Source organism: Roseovarius halotolerans (genome assembly GCF_900172255.1).
Classification (GTDB): domain Bacteria; phylum Pseudomonadota; class Alphaproteobacteria; order Rhodobacterales; family Rhodobacteraceae; genus Roseovarius; species Roseovarius halotolerans.
This window is the reverse complement of record NZ_FWFU01000002.1, coordinates 443,402-460,519: the sequence shown is the minus strand read 5'-3', so window position 1 is coordinate 460,519 and position 17,118 is coordinate 443,402. Positions and strand designations below refer to the sequence as shown.

Below are 17,118 nucleotides of genomic sequence, written 5' to 3'. Positions count from 1 at the left end.
CGCATATGGATGACGAGATCCGAACCTCGGCGGAATATCACGAAAGCGACGCGCTGCCGCGCCGTCACGAGGTCCATTCCGACCCGGACACCCCGCCCTGCGAAGACCTGCCCGAAGGTATGCGCCGCAAATCCCTCGAACAGAAAAGCCCCGCCGAATGGGCCTATGAGCGCCTGATTCTCTACATCAAGAATTTCGAGGAACAGCTCGACAACGCGCATGAGGTGGCAATGGGCTTCACCGGCGGCGACGCGGGCGTGCTGCGCATCGAGGGGATGGGCTATTTTGAGCCCGATATCGTGACCTTCTACGGCACCGATGCCAGCGGTGCGCGCAACCAGCTTGTGCAGCATGTCAGCCAACTCAATGTGATGCTGCGCGCCCTGCCCAAACGGGTGGAGCAGGATCCACCGCGCCGCATCGGTTTCCGCCTTTTCGAGGATCTCGCATAAGGCCTCTCGCCCGCGTCAGCTTGGAGGGTGACAGCCCTCAAGAAATGCAGTATCCAACTTGCTGATTTTCATCGCAACGGCGAACATGAAGGACACGGGAAACATGGCTGAACACAAGCATGGCGATATGAACATCGAAGTGCAGGAAAAAACCTTCGACGGTTTCGTCAGGATTGTTGCCTGGTCCTGCGTCGGGATCATCGGCTTCCTGGTCTTCCTGGCCCTCGTCAACGGCTGATGAAACCGCCGGTGCCGTCACCGGCACTGGTAAGGGCACCGTGACCGGCGCGGGCAAGGGGATAGTGATGCGTGGTTGGGTTTTTGCGGTTTGTGCTGCGCTGGGGTTGTCGGGCTGCACCGCGGCCGAAGTCTGGGCACCTGACGAGGCCGTGGCGAAAGCCAGCTACCAGCACGACGGGCCGCCGCGCCTGACCCTCTACACGATGATCAACAACCGCACCGGCGCCGGAGCGCACAGCTCGCTGATGGTCAACGCCTCCGAGCGGGTGATCTTCGATCCCGCCGGGTCGTTCAAGCATGAAACACTGCCCGAACGGAACGACGTGGTCTATGGCATCACCCCCCAGGTCGAGGATGTCTATACCCGCTATCACGCGCGTGAGACCTTCCGCGTCCATGTCCAGAAGCTCGATGTCAGTCCCGCCACCGCCGAACGCGTGTTGCAGCTGGCCAAGACTAACGGCCCGGTCCCTTCGGCGCATTGCGCGCGCGCCACCTCGACCCTGCTCGCACAGATTTACCCCGAGTCGATATCGACCACATGGTCACCGATCCGCCTGTCGGAATCCTTCGCCACCCTGCCCGGCGTCACCGGACGGGTGCTGCGTGAATATGACAGCGACGATAACAGCAAGGTGCTGGACGACTGGGATCCGAACCGCGTCGCCAAGGCGGCAGCAGCGGGCGGCTGATCTCCCGGCCCGCGCGGCCCCGGTCAACGCTTCGGCCCTATCCCAGCAGGTAAAGCCCGCCATAAAGCGTGGATGCGCCCAGAAAGATCGCCAGCAGCATGTTGCGCGTCAGAACGCCCGCGGTGATGGTGACCAGCGCTGCCGCAAGGCGCGGCGCATCGGGCGCGCCGCCTGTCGCCTGCGGCCAGACCACCAGCGGTGCCACCAGCCCCGGCAGGACCGCCACCGCCGTATAGCGCAGGTGCCGCAGGATCCAGGAGGGCAAGGGCCGGTCCCCGATCAACCCGGTGAACACGAAGCGCAGCCCGAAACTGCCCAGCCCCAGCACGATCATCACCAGCCACAATTCGCCCTTGTCGATCATGCCGCGCGCCTTTCCGCCCTGCGCTTGTCGATCAGCTCGACCTGCGCGCCCGTCATCATGCCCAGCACCCCCGCCACCAGCAGGCCAAGGTTGAACGGCAGGAACGCGAAAACCAGCGCGCTCAGAACCGAAACGAAGCCCGCCGCCACATGGGCGCGGGTGCGCATCATCGGCCCGATCAGCGCAAGGAATGTGATCGGAATCGCGAAATCCAGCGCCAGCCCCTCGGGAATGGCCGTGCCGATCATCGCGCCGACCCCGGTGAACAGGTACCAGGGCGGGCAGATCGGTGCCGCCACCCCGAAGAAATAGGTCAGCCGCTGCCCGATGGTCCAGTCGCGCCGCTCGTCGAATTTCAGCACCGAACAGGCATAGGTCTGATCGACTGTGAAATAGGCCGCCCAGGCCCGCTGCGCCAATGTCGCCTCGCCCAGATAGGGCGTCAGCGAGGCCGAATACATCGCCATGCGAAGATTGACCGCCAGCGCCGAGACCATCACGATCAGGGTCGGGGCATCGTTGCGCATCAGCTCGATCGCCGTGAACTGCGCCGCCCCCGCGATCACCAGGAACGAGAACGCCACCGTCTCGAACACATTGAGCCCCGCCTCGGTCGCCACCACCCCGAACAGGGTCGAGAACGGCACGATCACGAGGATGAAGGGCGAGCCGTCCCGCACACCCTGCCAGAAGATGGATTTCGAGGTTTCCGTCGCCACGTCTACGTCCTAGATTGCCCGCATGACACCCGCCTAGACCGAACCCAAGGGAGATGCAATTGACGAGATCCGGCGACATGATCGCGCCCGATCCGTCGGGCCGCCGGGCCATGCGTGGCCGCGCATGATCCAGCCGCCTGGTGTGATCCTGGCCGGTGGGCGGGCCAGCCGCATGGGCGGCGGCGACAAGGGGCTTCTGCCCCTTGGCGGGCAGACCATCCTCGATCATGTGATCGAGCGGCTCGAACCGCAGGTGGCGGGCATGGCGCTCAATGCCAATGGCGATCCGGCGCGCCTTTCGCGCTTTGCCCTGCCAATCCTGCCCGACAGCATCGCCGGTCATCCCGGCCCACTGGCGGGTGTCCTGGCCGGGCTCGACTGGGCGGCGGGGCAGGGGGCCGAAACCATCGTCACCGTCGCTGCCGACACGCCCTTCTTTCCCTGCGATCTCGTCGCGCGCCTGCTGCTCGCCGCCGAGGGCATGACCCATCCGCTCGCGCTGGCCGCCACGCCCCGCCCCGAGGGCGAAAGCACCCGCTCCATGACCCGCTCGGGCCTCCTGCGTCACCCGACCTTCGGGCTCTGGCCCGTGGCGCTGCGCGACGATCTGCGCGCGGCGCTTGCGGGCGGGCTGCGCAAGGTGGCTCTCTGGGCCGACACCCATGACGCCCGCCTGGCGCTGTTCGATACGCCGGGCGATCCCTTCTTCAACGTCAACACACCCGAGGACCTTGCCCTTGCACAGGCCATGACGGAGACCGGCACATGAATATCTACGGTGTCGTCGGCTGGAAGAACGCGGGCAAGACCGGGCTGATGGAACGGCTCGTCACCGAGATCGCTGGTCGTGGCTTCAGCGTCTCCACCGTCAAGCACGCCCATCACACCTTCGACGTGGACCACCCCGGCAAGGACAGCCACCGCCACCGCGTCGCCGGGGCGACCGAGGTGCTTCTGGCCTCGCGCAACCGCTTCGCCTTGATGCATGAATTGCGCGATACGCCCGAGCCGCCGCTTGCCGCGCTGCTCGACAGGCTGTCGCCGGTCGATCTGGTCCTGATCGAAGGCTACAAGCGCGATGCCCATCCCAAGATCGAGGCCCATCGCGCGATCAACGGCAATCCCCTGATCGCGCCGGACGATCCCACCATCCGCGCGGTGGCCAGTGATACGCCGCTGATGCTTGACCGCCCGGTCTTCGACCTCGACGACACCGGCGCAATCGCCGATTTCATCCTGTCCGAGGTCGGGCTTTAAGCGCCGCCTAATCCCTGTTCAGAAACTCGCGTCGACACCGGGCAGGTTCAGCGCCCGGATCAGGTCGCGCAGCTCCTGGCGGGCGGCGACATTCGAGATGTTGAGCTGCTTAACGCCCACGTCCTTGAGATCCAGAAGGGTCAGCCCCCTCGGAAACAGCTCGCGGAAAATCACCCGCTCGTTGAACCCCGGCGCGGTGCGGAATCCGATGCGCTTCGCCAGATTGTCCAGCGCATCGCCCATCTTCTTCTTGTTGACCATCTGCTGCGCCCCAAGCCGGTTGCGCACGACGACCCAGTCGATCGGCTTCAGCCCCGCCTGGGCGCGCAGCTGGCGGGCATTCCAGACCATCTCGGAATAGACCGAGGGGCCAAGGATGCGCTTCCCGTCGCTGTCCACATGCGCCAACAGGTCGAAATCCACGAAACTGTCATTGAGCGGCGTAATCAGCGTATCGGCCAGGCTGTGCGCCACCTGGCTCAGCCTCGTATGCGATCCGGGGCAGTCGATCACGATGAAATCGCTGTCCGGCTCCAGCTCGGCCACCGCCGCCGACAGGCGCCGGTCATAGACGTTCTCGCCGGGCTTCAGGCTGTCCTGATCGACCTCGGGCAGATCGTGGTAATAGGGGCTGGGCAGGGACAGGCCGGACTTTTCCAGGAACCGCTTGCGGTTCGCCGCATAGCTGCCGAATGTCTTCTGGCGCAGGTCCAGGTCCAGCGCGCTGACCTTGTGGCCCATCCGTGCCAGTGCCGTGGCGACATGCATCGAAACGGTGGATTTGCCTGCGCCGCCCTTCTCGTTGCCGACGACGATGATATGGGCCATGTGTCCTGGTTCCTCTGTCCCTGCTCGGGGCCGTTTTTGATTGAACGCACTCTATCCGCGAGGGACGGTTTTGCAAAGACTGTGTTGCCGCGCCGCCGCGTGTTGCGGCCCTTGTGGCATAGCTGCCGCGCCTTTGTCCCGCGGAACGAAAAACGCCGTCCCGGTGCGGGACGGCGTCCGATCTTGCAACGGATTCTCCGGCTTCAGAAGCCGAGGCCCGAATACTTGTTCTTGAACTTCGACACGCGGCCGCCGGTGTCCATCAGGCGCGAGGTGCCGCCCGTCCAGGCCGGGTGTACCGACGGGTCGATGTCCAGCGACAGGGTGTCGCCTTCCGCGCCATAGGTCGAGCGCATCTGCACAACGGTGCCATCGGTCAGCTTGACGTCGATGAGGTGATAATCGGGATGGATGTCGTTTTTCATCGTGCCACTCCTTATGCCGACTTGTCGGTTTTCTTGGGCTTGTAAGTGCTGTCCTCGGCGATCCGGGCCGACTTGCCCCGGCGCGAGCGCAGGTAATACAGCTTGGCACGGCGGACGCGGCCACGGCGCACCACCTCGATGCTGTCGATATTCGTCGAATAGAGCGGGAACACGCGTTCCACGCCTTCACCGAAGGAAATCTTGCGCACGGTAAAGCTGCCGGCGATGCCGGCGCCGTTCTTGCGGCTGATGCAGACGCCTTCAAAGTTCTGCACGCGCGAACGTGTGCCTTCCGTGACTTTGTAACCGACACGGATCGTGTCACCGGCCTTGAAATCCGGGATGGTCTTGCCAAGCTCTGCGATTTGCTCGGCATCCAGTTGAGCGATCAGGTCCATCGCCATGTCTCCTATCTGCTTGCGGTTTTATCCGCAAAGTTTGGTGCCGCCTCAGAGCTCTCGGTCTTCGTCCGGGTCCCTACCATGTGTATCACGATAAGCCCGCCAGAGATCAGGTCGTCGTTCCTTTGTCAGCCTTTCGGCCATTGCGCGCCGCCAGGAGGTGATATGCCCGTGATGACCCGAAAGAAGAATCTCGGGGATCGGCAGGCCCTTCCAGACGGCTGGTCGCGTATACTGGGGATGTTCAAGCAGACCTTCGGAAAAGGACTCCTCTTCCGTCGATGCCTGATTCCCAAGCACGCGCGGTATAAGTCGGACTGTCGCATCAATCAAGGCCTGAGCGGCGATCTCGCCCCCCGTAAGGACGAAATCGCCCAATGAGACCTCCTCGATGCCGTAATGTTCGATCACGCGTTCGTCCATGCCCTCGAAACGCCCGCAGATCAGCGTGACGCCGGGGGCCTCGGAAAGGCGCTGCGCCATCGCCTGATCGAACCGCCGCCCGCGCGGGCTCAGATACAGGATCGGCGCGCCCTCGGGTGCCTCGCTCATCGCCTTCTCGATCGCGCGCCCCATCACGTCGGGGCGCAGCACCATGCCCGCGCCGCCGCCTGCGGGCGTGTCGTCGACATTGCGGTGCCGGCCTTCGCCGAACTGGCGCAGATCGGTCGTTTCAAGCTGCCACAGCCCGTCCTTCAGCGCCCTCCCGGTCAGGCTTTCGCCCAGCACACCGGGAAAGGCCTGCGGAAACAGGGTGATCACCTGCGCGCGCCACGCCCGCGCAAGGCGCGGGTTGTGGTCCATCAGCTCCTGCGGCTGCAGGCTGGCGCGGATGGATTTGCGGCCGTGGGATCTGGATGCATCGCTCATGGCGCATGGGCTTAGCCCCCGCGCGTGTCCAAGGCAAGGCCGCGTCGCGCGCCCGCGTTGCTCACGCCGACCCGCGCGGCATCGGCAGCCGCGCCTTGTTATAGGGTGCCCAGTCGGTGATCTCGGGATAATAGGTCTTGCGCCACTCGCGCACCCTCGGGTTCATCACCCGCCGCCAGACCGGCGGGATCATCGCCGCCATCGTCATGATCGGATAGCCATAGGGCAGTTGCGGGGCTTCGCTCTCGTCATAGTTCTGCAACAGCGGAAAGCGGCGGTCGGGCTTGTAATGGTGGTCCGAGTGGCGCTGCAGGTTGATCAGCAGCCAGTTCGACGCCTTATGCGCCGCGTTCCAGCTGTGATGCGGTTTGACATGCTCGTATTTGCCATCCCCCAGATGCTTGCGCGTCAGCGCGTAATGCTCGACGTAATTGACCAGCTCAAGCTGCCAGATCGCAGCGCCCGCCTGCCACAGGAACAGCAGCAGCCCCGTCCAGCCCCCCACCAGCAGCGCCAGCAGCAGCATGAAGGCCTGCAGGCCCAGGTAGCGCCAGAACGGGTTTTCAGGCGCGCTCCAATGCTTGCCCTTGCGCGCCAGCATCGCCTTTTCCGAGCGGAACGCCGAGATCGGCGACTCGCGCAGCACACGCAGGAAATAGCGGTGGAACCCCTCGTTATAGCGCGCCGTCACCGCATCGCGGGAGGTGCCCACATAGGGATGATGCACCCTCAGATGTTCCGAACGGAAATGCGAATAGAGCACCATCGACAGCAGCGCATCGCCCAGGAACCGCTCGCCCCGGTCCTTCTGATGCATCAGTTCGTGGCTGTAGACGATCCCGACCGTCCCGGTGATCACCCCGACGCCGAAGAACAGCACGATGGTTTCCAGCGGCGACAGATGCGCATCCCCCGGCCCGGTCACATACCAGATCATCCAGAACAGCAGCGCGAACTGCACCGGCGCCCAGATGATCGTGATCGCCTTGTACCAGCTCAACTGGTCCTCGCCGGTCTCGAGGTCCGCATTCTCCAGGTTCAGCCCCAGGAACGCATCGAGGATCGAGAACAGGTACCACGTAACCACCGGCAACAGGATCACCGTCCAGCCCCCGTAGAGCGCGGCGAAGATCGCCACGGGCACAAGGATCAGCGACATCCAGAACGGCGCGGCATTGCGGAACTTGGCAACTTGATCGGACGGAATCATGCACTGGTCTCCCGTGAGGCATTGACACATCTGGCGCACGTTTCAGCGCGCATTCTCCAACCTTCCTCGGGCAAGGTCAAATACCTTGCGCATCACCGTCGGCAGATCCGAGGGGCGAAACGCCGCAGCCGGGTGGAATTCGCCGCGCACCGCCGTCCGCCCCTCGGGCACATCCGCCACGCAGACCTTCAGCCGCAGCTCGAAATGGGTGAACACATGGCGCGCCTCCTCGGGCAGCTCCTGCCAGTCCGCGTCCAGCGGCGGCGCGGGTTCGGGCGCGTCGTTCCACTCGCTTCCCGGCCAGCCCAGCATCCCCCCGAGCAACCCCTTGTCGGGCCGCCGCTCCAGCAGCAACGCTCCATCCGCCCGCCGCGCCACATAGGCGATCCCGTGGCGCACCGGCCTTGGCTTCTTTGCCGCCTTGCGCGGCAGGTCCCCCTGCACCCCGGCCGCGCGGGCCGCACAGGGCGCGCGCCAGGGACAGATCCCGCAGGCCGGCGTGCGCGGGGTGCAGATCGTCGCCCCCAGATCCATCACCGCCTGCGCATAGCAGCCAGGCCGCGCCTCGGGCGTCATCGCCGCCGCGGCCGCCCTGATCTCGGGCTTGGCGGCGGGCAGCGGCGTGCGGATGTCGTGCACCCGCGCCATCACCCGTTCCACATTGCCATCCACCACCACCTCGGGCGCATCAAAGGCGATCGCCGCGATCGCCGCCCCCGTATAGGGGCCGATCCCCGGCAAACCCTCCAGCGCTGCGCGCTCCTGCGGGAACACCCCGCCCAGCTCATGCGCCACCACGCGGGCGCATTTCACGAGGTTGCGGGCGCGCGCGTAATATCCAAGCCCCGCCCATTCCCCCATCACCTGCGCCTCGGGCGCATCCGCCAGGGCCCGCACATCGGGCCAAAGCGCGGTGAACCTCTCGAAATATCCGATCACGGCGGCCACGGTGGTCTGTTGCAGCATCACCTCGGACAACCACACGCGATACGGGTCGGGCCGCACACCGGCCGCACGCGCGCCCGGCCCCACCCGCCAGGGCAGGTCGCGTGCATGCCTGTCATACCATTCCAGGATCTCCGCCGCCCCGGCCTGCTCACACATTCTTTATCCCCCTCGGACGGTTTTCGCTCTGGCATGGCCCGCCACATGCCCTAAGATAGGCGCCAATTCGAGGATGCCACCATGCCAAAGCGCGAAAGCACCACACGGGGTTTCAAGCGCACCGCCCAGCTTGTGCAGGGCCGGGTGCGCCGCGCCTCTGAATCGCGTGGCTTCGCGCAATCGCGCCTTCTCACCCATTGGCCCGAAATCGTCGGCGACGATATCGCCGCCATCGCCCGGCCCGTCAACATATCCTACGGGCGGCAGGGGCTTGGCGCGGTGCTGACCGTGCTGACCACCGGCGCCCAGGCGCCGATGCTGGAAATGCAGAAACAGACCCTGCGCGACAAGGTGAACACGGTTTACGGCTACAACGCCATCTCCCGCATCCGTGTGACGCAGACCGCGCCCACCGGATTTTCCGAAGGCCAGGCCAGCTTCGACCACCGCCCGAAATCCGCCGCGCCGCCCGCGCCCGACCCCGAAACGCAGACCCGCGCGCATTCGCTTGTCGCCCCGATCGGCGACACGGGCCTCAGAACGGCGCTTGAAGCCCTCGGGCGGAACGTTCTATCCAAGACGAAACGCTGACACTCAAAAGGGGATCACCATGACCCGACTGACCGCAATCGCGGCCCTCTGCCTTGTTCTTGTCGCCGGTGGCGCCTACTGGCTCACCGCAGGTTCCGCCAAGGCGCCCGACCTGCCCTTCGCCGCCAATGCGCAGGACGCCGATGTCGACACCTCCTCTATCGTCGAGATGAATCTCGGCAATCCCGACGCGCCGGTCACGGTGATCGAATACGCTTCCTTCACCTGTCCGCACTGCGCCGACTTCCACGCCAACCAGTTCAAGCAGCTCAAGGCGAACTATATCGACAGCGGCAAGATCAACTTCATCCACCGCGATGTCTATTTCGACCGCTTCGGCCTCTGGGCCTCGATGGTCGCGCGCTGCGGCGGCAAGGACCGCTTTTTCGGGATCATCTCGATGATCTACGACCAGCAGAAGGACTGGATCGGCTCGGGCGACGCCGTCGGCATCGCCGAACGCCTGCGCAAGATCGGCAAGGTCGCGGGGCTTGACGCCGCGCAGGTCGATGCCTGCCTCGCGGATCAGGACAAGGCCAAGACCCTTGTCGCATGGTTCCAGCAACATGCCGATGCGGACAATATCGATTCGACCCCCTCGCTGGTGATCAATGGCGAGAAATACTCGAACATGCCTTACGCAGAGCTGAGCGCGATCATCGACGAGAAGCTGGCCGAGTAATGACGTCGCCTCTCTCCGGCCTCAAGGTGGTCGAGCTCGCCCGCATCCTGGCCGGCCCCTGGGCCGGTCAGACCCTCGCCGATCTGGGGGCCGAAATCATCAAGGTCGAAAGCCCCGCTGGTGATGACACCCGCCAGTGGGGGCCGCCCTTCATCGAGCGCGAGGGCGACCGTTCCGCCGCCTATTTCCATTCCACCAATCGCGGCAAGGCCAGCATCGCCATCGACTTCCGCACGCCCGAAGGGCAGGCGCAGGTGCGCGACCTGATCCGCGACGCCGATATCGTGATCGAGAATTTCAAGGTCGGGGGCCTTGCGAAATACGGGCTCGATTACGACAGCCTTGCCGCCATCAATCCCGGCCTCATCTATTGCTCGATCACCGGTTTCGGGCAGGACGGGCCTTATGCCCATCGCGCCGGCTACGACTACATCATTCAGGGCATGTCCGGGCTGATGTCGATCACCGGCCACCCCGAGGGCCAGCCGACCAAGGTCGGCGTCGCCGTGACCGATGTGTTCACCGGCGTCTATGCCGCCACCGCGATCCTGGCCGCTCTCCATCAGCGCACCAGCACCGGTCGCGGCCAGCATATCGACATGGCGCTGCTCGACGTGGCGGTTTCGGTCACTGCCAACCAGGCGATGAACTACCTTTCCACTGGCACGCCGCCGGGGCGCCTTGGCAATTTCCATCCCAACCTCTCTCCCTACCAGGTGTTCGACTGCTCTGACGGCTACATCATCGTCGCGGTCGGCAATGACGCGCAGTTCGCGCGCTTCTGCGATCTTCTGGGATGTCCCGATCTGGCCGCCAATCCGGATTACGCGACAAATCCCGCACGGGTATCCAACCGCAAACAGCTTGACGAAATCCTGACAGACCGTTCGCGGACCTTTTCCAAGGCCGACCTCCTCGCCACCTGCGAGGCGCATGGCGTGCCTGCCGGGCCGATCAACGACCTCGCCGAGGTCTTCGATGATCCCCAGGTTCAGGCCCGCGGGATGCGGGTCGATCTCGACGGGGTGCCCGGCGTGCGCTCCCCCTTCCGGTTCTCGGATGCCGAACTGTCGCTGAACCGTCCCTCACCCCGCCTGAACGAGGACGGCTGAGGCGCGGATTTCGGGCGTCGGAATCCGGGGGGTTTCGGGTTCTGTACGGAATCTCCGGCGCGATCTCGGATTTCTGTGCAAAACCGCCGTACAAAACGGACGTTTCGTACATAAGTCGGGCCCGCTCAGCCGCGCTTCAGCCCGGCGCGTTCCAGCGCGCTGTCAAGCGCTGACCAATCGTCGATCTGCAACCTCACGGGCAGGGTCAGGACCTTCTGCCTGAACCCCTGCGGCAGGCGCACAGCATCCTTTTCTGTGGTCACCAACTGCGCCTTCAGCAGCTTCGCCTCCGCCTCCAGCCGCCCCATCAGGGCCTGCGTCAGCGGCTGGTGATCCTCCAGCGCCTCCGCTCGCGCAAGTTCGGCCCCAAGCCCTTGTAATGTCGCAAAGAATTTCGCCGGATGGCCAATGCCCGCAAAGGCCAGAAACCGTGTTCCGGCCCAGTCCATCCCGGTCTCCAGAGGCGCAAGATGGCCGGTCATATGCGGCACTTCGATGGCCTCGCCCCAGCTCTCGCGGAAGCTCTGCTGCTGCGCGCTGCCTCCGATCGACAGCACCATGTCGGCACGCTTGAGACCCGCCCCGACCGGCTCTCTCAGCGGTCCCGCCGGAATGCAGCGGCCATTGCCGAACCCCGTCGCGGCATCCACGACCACGATTGAAATATCTTTTCGGATCAATGGGTTCTGGTGCCCGTCGTCCATCACAAGTACATCCGCCCCGGCCGCGACCGCCTGTTTTGCCGCCTTCGCCCGATCCTTGGCAATCCAGACCCGCGTGAACGCCGCGAGCAGCAATGGCTCGTCGCCAACATCTTGAGATGTATGGGTTTTTTCCAGAACTTCGACCGGCCCTTCCAGCGCGCCGCCATGCCCGCGCGACACGACATGCACGGTTTTGCCCATGTTCTGCAGGTATTGCACCAAGGCAATCACCGTCGGCGTCTTGCCCGTGCCCCCCGCATTGATGTTGCCCACACAAATCACTGGAATATCAGGGGCATAGACCGGATTCTGTGCGACCCGTCTCGCCGTTGCGGCACCGTAAAGCGCCCCCAGCGGCGCCAGGATCCGCGCCATCAGCGCCGGTTTCCCGGCTGGCGTGAACCAAAACCCCGGCGCCCGCATCACCGCGCCTCCATGATGTCGAGCGTATCCTGGACGAGATCAAGAATTTTGTCAGTGACTCCAGCACTTTGCGAGGCCACGTCCCACGCGGCATGCGCCATCGCGGCCGACTGATCCGCCGGGATCAACCGCTTCACCGCCGTCCCCAACGTCTCCGCATCCCGCACGATCCGCGCCGCCCCGGCCTCTGCAAACCTTGTGTAGCTCGACAAATACCGCCGCACATACGGCCCGTAAAGAATGGCCGACCCATGCGCCGCAGGTTCATTGGGGTCGCGCCCCCACTGCCCCGACTGCAGCGAACTGCCCATGAACGTGATCGGTGCCAGGCGATACCAGAGTCCCATTTCACCATAGGTATCCGCCAGCAGAACCTGTGTGGTCTCCTCGGGCATCGCGCCCTGGGACCATACCACATGGCGTCGTCCGTCTTGTTCCAGACGGTCCCTGAAGGCCGGGCCGTCATCCGGCTCGTCCGGCACGACCACCAGAAGCGCCCGATGCGCCAGACGGCTGACCGCCTGATGCGCCTCGAGCACGGCGTCCAGCTCAGGTAGCTGCAACATCGCTGCCAGCCACACCGGCCGCCCCCGCAGCAGCGTGGCCAGCTCCTCACGGTCGGATTCGCTGTAAGGCAAGGCCAGTGCGCCTTCCTGGAAAGGGCCGGTCACCGAGATTTCGGCATCCTTCACGCCAAGGCGGCGCAGGAACCGAGCCGTGTTCGCCGAGCGCGACAGGATCAGCGCAAAGCGCCCAAGCAGCGCGCGAGGCATGTCTGGAAACCAGCGCCACGACGACTTTTCCAACAGCGTTTCCTCGGCGTCGATCAGGTAAAGCGGCACATCGCGGGCGTCCGCCTCGGTGATGAAGGCCGGTTGCAGGTCCCCCCCGGTCCACAGGCAGATATCGGGCCGCCAGTGATCCAGAAACGCCTTCGCGGCGGGCACCGTATCAGGCGGAAGGGCCTCGTGCATGACGATCTTCGACTTCAGAGGCTCGGCACTGAAGTCGCGCGACGTGATCAGCATGTGCAGGCCAGGGCGATGCATCGCCAACCGTTCGGCAAGCTGTTGGAGCGCGTCCAGATGCGCCGGTTCGGTGGCATGCGCCCAGACAAGCTCGCCGTCGGGGCGCGTGGTCGCGGGGGGGGCGGGTTCATGAGCCGCTCGGCGCGCAAGCGCGAGATATGCCGCAAGGCTGAGCGACCGCCGCATCGTGGTTTACCCCAGTTCTTCGGTCGACGAGGCCTCGGAATCTTCTTCGCGCAGGCGGTGCAGATGCGCGATGTAATAGCGCATATGTGCGTTATCGACGGTACGCTGCGCCTCGGCCTTCCATGCATGATAGGCTGATTCATAATCCGGGAAGATCCCGACAATATGCAGGTCGTCGACATCCTTGAAGACATTGCGGCTGGGATCGACCAGCTCTCCTCCGAAGACGAGGTGCAGGCGTTGGGCCATGAGAATATCCTTGTCCGGGTTGCGCTGCGGCGCAGGGTATTCGATTGCAGGTCAGGGTCAAGCGAATGGCGCGCTCGGCGCGGGTGCCTTGACGGGGCGGGGAAAACCCGCCACCAGACACCATCGCCAACCGGATGCCGCCCATGCCCAAGCCCTTTCTGATCCTGCAACTGCGTCCCGAAGCCGAGGCCGCCGACGATGAATTCGCGGCGATCCTGCGCAAGGGTGGGATGACCGAGACCGAGACCCGACGGATCCGTCTCGATCAGGAACGCCTGCCCGATGCGCTGTCGCTGGATGATTTCTCCGGTGTGATCGTGGGCGGCGGACCGGGCTGCGTCAGTGACGCTCCGGCTGACAAATCCGAGATCGAAGCCCGGATCGAGGCCGATGTCCTGTCCCTAATGCCGCGCGTGACCGAGCGGGACTTCCCTTTTCTGGGCTGTTGTTACGGCATCGGGATCATGGGCAAGCACCTGAAGGGCGATGTCGGCAAGGCGCGCTACGGCGAGCCGGTCGGTACCTCTGATTGCACCGTCACCGAAGCAGGCCGCGCCGATCCTTTGCTCGATGGGATTCCCGACCGGTTCGAGGCGTTCGTCGGCCACAAGGAGGCCCTTCAGGCGCTGCCGGAGTCCTGCGCGCATCTGGTGGCCTCGCCTGCGTGTCCCTTCCAGATGGTGCGCCACGGTCAGAACGTCTATGCCACGCAGTTTCACCCCGAGGCGGACGCCGCCGGTTTCGAGACCCGCATCAGGATTTACCGGCACCGGGGTTATTTTCCGCCCGAAACCGCAGATGACCTCGTGGCCATGTGCCGCGCTGCGGATGTGCACGCGCCCGAGCGCATACTGCGCAATTTCGTCGATCGTTACCGCGCCGAGGTCTGAAACCTGTTGGCGTCATAGGGCTTCATATCAAGGTTCGGGCGCTGCCCGCCGATCAGTCCCGCCACGATGCGCCCGGTCTTTGGCCCGGCGGTCAGACCCACATGCTGATGCCCGAAGGCGGCAAAGACGCCCGTGCCGCCCAACTCACCCATCAGCGGCAGGCTGTCGGGGGTTGTCGGGCGAAAGCCCATCCACTCCTTGATGCTGTCATAGCGGAGATCGGGAAACACCGCCTTGGCATGTTTGCGGATCAGTTCGATCGGTCCACGCGACGGCCCTTTCTCGATCCCGCCCAGTTCCACAGTTCCGGCACAGCGCAGCCCCGTCGCCATCGGGTTCACCGCGAACTTCCCCTGCGAGATCATCAGCGGGTTGCGCGGCATTTGCGACGGGTTCCTGAAATGCAGGTGATAACCGCGCTCGGCCTCCAGATGCACCTTGATCCCGAGCTTTCGCATCAGTGGTTTCGACCAGATCCCTGCCGCCAGAACCGCGTGATCGCAGGCAATCGGCCCCTGATCCGTTTCCACGGCCCGGATGCGCCCATCCGAAAGCGTAATGTCCATGACCTCGGCCTGCCGGTATGTCCCGCCCTCGTCGCAGAGCACCTTGGCAAGGTCCGCCATATATGCGCCCGGGTCGGTGATATGCCCGTGCCCCTTCAGTACCGCAAGGCATTGGGTTGCCGGCCCCAGCATCGGTTCGATCTCGCGCACCGCATCGCCCTCGAAAATGTCGGGTTCCATGCCGCAGCTGCGCTTGAAGCCCCAGGCGTAGTCGTCATCGTCAAACGCGGCGCGCGTCGGGTAGGCGTAGCCGAAATCGCTGCCCGCCACCCATTTTTCGGCGCGCGTGCCTTTGGTCAGTGCGACGTGCTGGTCGACGCTGTCGGTCACCAGCGGGATCAAGGCTTCAATAGCGCGTCGGCAATCGCGGGCATTGGCCTTGGCGACAAAGCGCGCCAACCAGGGGGCAAGCCTTGGAAGATAACTCCACTGCATGAACAGGGGCGATCCCGGATTTACCAGGTATTTCAAGCCAGTGGTCAACAGATCGGGCGTATTGACCGGCACCATCGCCCATTGCGCCAGCAAGCCGGCATTGCCATAGGACGCCCCCGCCCCCGGACCTTCGCGATCCACGAGCGTCACTTCATGTCCCGCGCGACGCAACCAGATCGCCGCGCTGAGCCCGCAGATTCCTGCGCCGATAACGATGATCTTGGTGGGTGCGGTCATTTCGGTCCGTGTCCAACTGGCTGCCTGATGCGCCACTTAAACTCGCCGCCGGATGACGGGCAAGCAGAAGTCGCTTGCCGCGCGGGTTCGTCCCAAAACGAAAGACCCCGCCTGATGGCGGGGCCTTGATACTGTCACTGCTGAGCGCGGTTCAGCCCTGGCGGGCTTTGAAGCGACGCTGCGTCTTGTTGATGACGTAGACGCGGCCTTTGCGGCGCACGACACGGCAATCGCGGTGCCGGTTCTTCAGCGAGCGGAGCGAATTGCGAACCTTCATGGTCGTCTCCTGTCTGTCGCGGCGCGGGCCAGCGCCTGTGGTTGCGGGTGCCTTGCGCCGTGGCGCCGGGCGATGAATTCATGGTGGGCGATACAAGGTTCGAACTTGTGACCCCTTCGATGTCAACGAAGTGCTCTACCGCTGAGCTAATCGCCCATGAATGCCGAAACGGTCCAATGCCCCAAGGAAAAGGGGCGCGGGAGTCCGCGCCGGTGAGACGCGTCTATAAAAGGAGTCGGAAAGGGGATCAAGGGCTTTTAGAACGCTAATTTCGCTCTATGATGGCCGCGACAGGAGAAACGATGCCGAAAGCCGCCTATCATCTGAGTCATCCCCAACGGCGAACGACCTCGGTGGTGTTTGCATCGCCTCACAGCGGCCGCGATTATCCCTGGTCGTTCCTGCGCCGCACGAATCTCGACGAACACTCCGTGCGCAGCTCCGAGGACGCCTTCGTCGATCAGCTGTTCGAGCCCGCACCGCGCTATGGCGCACCGTTGATCCGGGCCGGGGCGCCGCGGGCATTCGTCGATCTCAATCGTAGCGCTGACGAGCTGGACCCCGCCCTGATCGAAGGCGTGCGCCGCACCGGCCATAACCCGCGTGTGGCCTCTGGCCTCGGGGTGATTCCGCGCGTGGTGGCGAACGGACAGGCGATCTACACCGGCAAGATCAGCATGGCCGAAGCGACGCGCCGCATCGACACCTATTGGCGACCCTATCATGAGGCCCTCGCGGCACAGCTGGATCAGGCGCATCTGATGTTCGGTCAGGCGATCCTGGTCGATTGTCACTCCATGCCGCATGAGGCGATGGATTCGGTCGCCCGGAGCGGTGTGCGACGCCCCGAAGTGGTGCTCGGCGACCGTTTCGGTGCCGCTGCCGCGCCCGAGATCGTGGACCGCGTCGAAGCCGCGTTCAGCGCGGCAGGCCTCGTGGTGACGCGCAACACGCCCTTCGCGGGCGCTTTCGTGACCCAGCATTACGGCCGCCCGTCGCGCGGCCGCCACGCCGTTCAGATCGAGATCGACCGCGCGCTCTACATGAACGAACAGCTGATCCGCCCCAACGGCCATTTCGACACGTTCCGCAAGATTCTGGACGGGATCGTCGCAGAGATCGCCGCGATCGGACGCCCTGCGGCTCAGCAACCGCTCGCTGCCGAGTAGCCTCGCG

Annotated in this window: 23 protein-coding genes and 1 tRNA gene; 10 read left to right on the top strand and 14 right to left on the bottom strand. The window is 64.6% G+C overall.

What is annotated here, in order from left to right:
• Positions 1-5: 5 nt before the first annotated feature.
• From ROH8110_RS09280 to ROH8110_RS09270, 3 genes are all read left to right on the top strand, one after another.
• Complete coding sequence (locus tag ROH8110_RS09280) at positions 6-452, top strand: DUF6173 family protein (RefSeq protein ID WP_085817466.1); 447 nt, start codon at positions 6-8, stop codon at positions 450-452.
• A 103-nt stretch (positions 453-555) separates the two neighbouring features.
• Positions 556-690, top strand: coding sequence for an aa3-type cytochrome c oxidase subunit IV (locus ROH8110_RS09275; RefSeq protein ID WP_121143683.1), 135 nt, complete (start codon positions 556-558; stop codon positions 688-690).
• Between the two features lie 67 nt (positions 691-757).
• On the top strand, positions 758-1,384 hold the full coding sequence (locus ROH8110_RS09270) for a hypothetical protein (RefSeq protein ID WP_085817465.1): 627 nt from the start codon (positions 758-760) through the stop codon (positions 1,382-1,384).
• Positions 1,385-1,421: 37 nt separating this feature from the next.
• Here ROH8110_RS09270 and ROH8110_RS09265 read toward each other — a convergent pair whose 3' ends face one another.
• The gene (locus tag ROH8110_RS09265; RefSeq protein ID WP_085817464.1) at positions 1,422-1,748 is read right to left on the bottom strand and encodes an AzlD domain-containing protein; all 327 of its coding nucleotides are present in this window, start codon (positions 1,746-1,748) and stop codon (positions 1,422-1,424) included.
• On the bottom strand, positions 1,745-2,467 hold the full coding sequence (locus ROH8110_RS09260) for an AzlC family ABC transporter permease (protein ID WP_085817463.1): 723 nt from the start codon (positions 2,465-2,467) through the stop codon (positions 1,745-1,747). The genes ROH8110_RS09265 and ROH8110_RS09260 overlap by 4 nt, the downstream gene beginning before the upstream one ends.
• A 124-nt stretch (positions 2,468-2,591) precedes the next feature.
• Here ROH8110_RS09260 and mobA point away from each other — a divergent pair, with 124 nt between their 5' ends.
• Both mobA and mobB read left to right on the top strand, forming a co-directional pair.
• Entirely contained in the window at positions 2,592-3,236 is a 645-nt protein-coding gene (gene mobA / locus ROH8110_RS09255) for a molybdenum cofactor guanylyltransferase MobA (protein ID WP_085817462.1), read from the top strand.
• Positions 3,233-3,724, top strand: a complete 492-nt coding sequence (mobB, locus tag ROH8110_RS09250) for a molybdopterin-guanine dinucleotide biosynthesis protein B (RefSeq protein ID WP_085817461.1) — start codon at positions 3,233-3,235, stop codon at positions 3,722-3,724. The genes mobA and mobB overlap by 4 nt, the downstream gene beginning before the upstream one ends.
• 18 nt (positions 3,725-3,742) lie before the next feature.
• On the opposite strand, the gene ROH8110_RS09245 is transcribed toward mobB, so the two are convergent.
• From ROH8110_RS09245 to ROH8110_RS09220, 6 genes are all read right to left on the bottom strand, one after another.
• Positions 3,743-4,552 (bottom strand): division plane positioning ATPase MipZ, encoded by an 810-nt coding sequence (locus ROH8110_RS09245; protein ID WP_085817460.1) that lies wholly within the window; start codon positions 4,550-4,552, stop codon positions 3,743-3,745.
• A gap of 203 nt (positions 4,553-4,755) precedes the next feature.
• The gene (gene rpmE / locus ROH8110_RS09240) at positions 4,756-4,977 is read right to left on the bottom strand and encodes a 50S ribosomal protein L31 (protein WP_085817459.1); all 222 of its coding nucleotides are present in this window, start codon (positions 4,975-4,977) and stop codon (positions 4,756-4,758) included.
• An 11-nt stretch (positions 4,978-4,988) separates the two neighbouring features.
• Positions 4,989-5,375, bottom strand: coding sequence for a 50S ribosomal protein L19 (gene rplS, locus ROH8110_RS09235; protein WP_085817826.1), 387 nt, complete (start codon positions 5,373-5,375; stop codon positions 4,989-4,991).
• A gap of 51 nt (positions 5,376-5,426) precedes the next feature.
• On the bottom strand, positions 5,427-6,248 hold the full coding sequence (gene trmD, locus ROH8110_RS09230; RefSeq protein ID WP_085817458.1) for a tRNA (guanosine(37)-N1)-methyltransferase TrmD: 822 nt from the start codon (positions 6,246-6,248) through the stop codon (positions 5,427-5,429).
• A gap of 61 nt (positions 6,249-6,309) precedes the next feature.
• The gene (locus ROH8110_RS09225) at positions 6,310-7,458 is read right to left on the bottom strand and encodes an alkane 1-monooxygenase (protein WP_085817457.1); all 1,149 of its coding nucleotides are present in this window, start codon (positions 7,456-7,458) and stop codon (positions 6,310-6,312) included.
• A gap of 42 nt (positions 7,459-7,500) precedes the next feature.
• On the bottom strand, positions 7,501-8,562 hold the full coding sequence (locus ROH8110_RS09220; protein ID WP_085817456.1) for an A/G-specific adenine glycosylase: 1,062 nt from the start codon (positions 8,560-8,562) through the stop codon (positions 7,501-7,503).
• An 81-nt stretch (positions 8,563-8,643) separates the two neighbouring features.
• Between ROH8110_RS09220 and ROH8110_RS09215 the strand changes: the two genes are divergently transcribed.
• Genes ROH8110_RS09215 through ROH8110_RS09205 form a run of 3 tightly spaced genes read left to right on the top strand, consistent with a single transcriptional unit; the run spans position 8,644 to position 10,947 of the window.
• A complete protein-coding gene (locus ROH8110_RS09215; protein ID WP_085817455.1) occupies positions 8,644-9,153 on the top strand; it encodes a DUF721 domain-containing protein in 510 nt (169 codons plus the stop codon).
• 19 nt (positions 9,154-9,172) lie between these two features.
• Positions 9,173-9,835 (top strand): DsbA family protein, encoded by a 663-nt coding sequence (locus ROH8110_RS09210; RefSeq protein ID WP_085817454.1) that lies wholly within the window; start codon positions 9,173-9,175, stop codon positions 9,833-9,835.
• Complete coding sequence (locus tag ROH8110_RS09205) at positions 9,835-10,947, top strand: CaiB/BaiF CoA transferase family protein (RefSeq protein WP_085817453.1); 1,113 nt, start codon at positions 9,835-9,837, stop codon at positions 10,945-10,947. Before ROH8110_RS09210 ends, ROH8110_RS09205 begins: the two co-directional genes overlap by 1 nt.
• Positions 10,948-11,072: 125 nt before the next feature.
• On the opposite strand, the gene lpxK is transcribed toward ROH8110_RS09205, so the two are convergent.
• Genes lpxK through ROH8110_RS09190 form a run of 3 tightly spaced genes read right to left on the bottom strand, consistent with a single transcriptional unit; the run spans position 11,073 to position 13,537 of the window.
• Positions 11,073-12,074, bottom strand: a complete 1,002-nt coding sequence (lpxK, locus tag ROH8110_RS09200) for a tetraacyldisaccharide 4'-kinase (protein WP_085817452.1) — start codon at positions 12,072-12,074, stop codon at positions 11,073-11,075.
• Positions 12,074-13,288, bottom strand: coding sequence for a 3-deoxy-D-manno-octulosonic acid transferase (locus ROH8110_RS09195; RefSeq protein WP_085817451.1), 1,215 nt, complete (start codon positions 13,286-13,288; stop codon positions 12,074-12,076). Before ROH8110_RS09195 ends, lpxK begins: the two co-directional genes overlap by 1 nt.
• A gap of 6 nt (positions 13,289-13,294) precedes the next feature.
• Positions 13,295-13,537, bottom strand: a complete 243-nt coding sequence (locus tag ROH8110_RS09190; RefSeq protein ID WP_085817450.1) for a DUF4170 domain-containing protein — start codon at positions 13,535-13,537, stop codon at positions 13,295-13,297.
• A 143-nt stretch (positions 13,538-13,680) separates the two neighbouring features.
• Between ROH8110_RS09190 and ROH8110_RS09185 the strand changes: the two genes are divergently transcribed.
• Entirely contained in the window at positions 13,681-14,427 is a 747-nt protein-coding gene (locus tag ROH8110_RS09185; RefSeq protein WP_085817825.1) for a glutamine amidotransferase, read from the top strand.
• Here the strand turns inward: ROH8110_RS09185 and ROH8110_RS09180 are convergent.
• From ROH8110_RS09180 to ROH8110_RS09170, 3 genes are all read right to left on the bottom strand, one after another.
• Positions 14,409-15,665 carry an NAD(P)/FAD-dependent oxidoreductase gene (locus tag ROH8110_RS09180; RefSeq protein ID WP_085817449.1) on the bottom strand — a complete coding sequence of 419 codons (1,257 nt, stop codon included), beginning with the start codon at positions 15,663-15,665 and terminating at the stop codon, positions 14,409-14,411. The two genes, ROH8110_RS09185 and ROH8110_RS09180, sit on opposite strands and share 19 nt — an antisense overlap.
• A 151-nt stretch (positions 15,666-15,816) precedes the next feature.
• Positions 15,817-15,942, bottom strand: coding sequence for a type B 50S ribosomal protein L36 (gene ykgO / locus ROH8110_RS09175; RefSeq protein ID WP_005850168.1), 126 nt, complete (start codon positions 15,940-15,942; stop codon positions 15,817-15,819).
• A gap of 81 nt (positions 15,943-16,023) precedes the next feature.
• Positions 16,024-16,098 (bottom strand) — tRNA-Val (locus tag ROH8110_RS09170).
• 146 nt (positions 16,099-16,244) lie between these two features.
• Here ROH8110_RS09170 and ROH8110_RS09165 point away from each other — a divergent pair.
• A complete protein-coding gene (locus ROH8110_RS09165) occupies positions 16,245-17,111 on the top strand; it encodes an N-formylglutamate amidohydrolase (RefSeq protein WP_085817824.1) in 867 nt (288 codons plus the stop codon).
• Positions 17,112-17,118 lie beyond the last annotated feature (7 nt).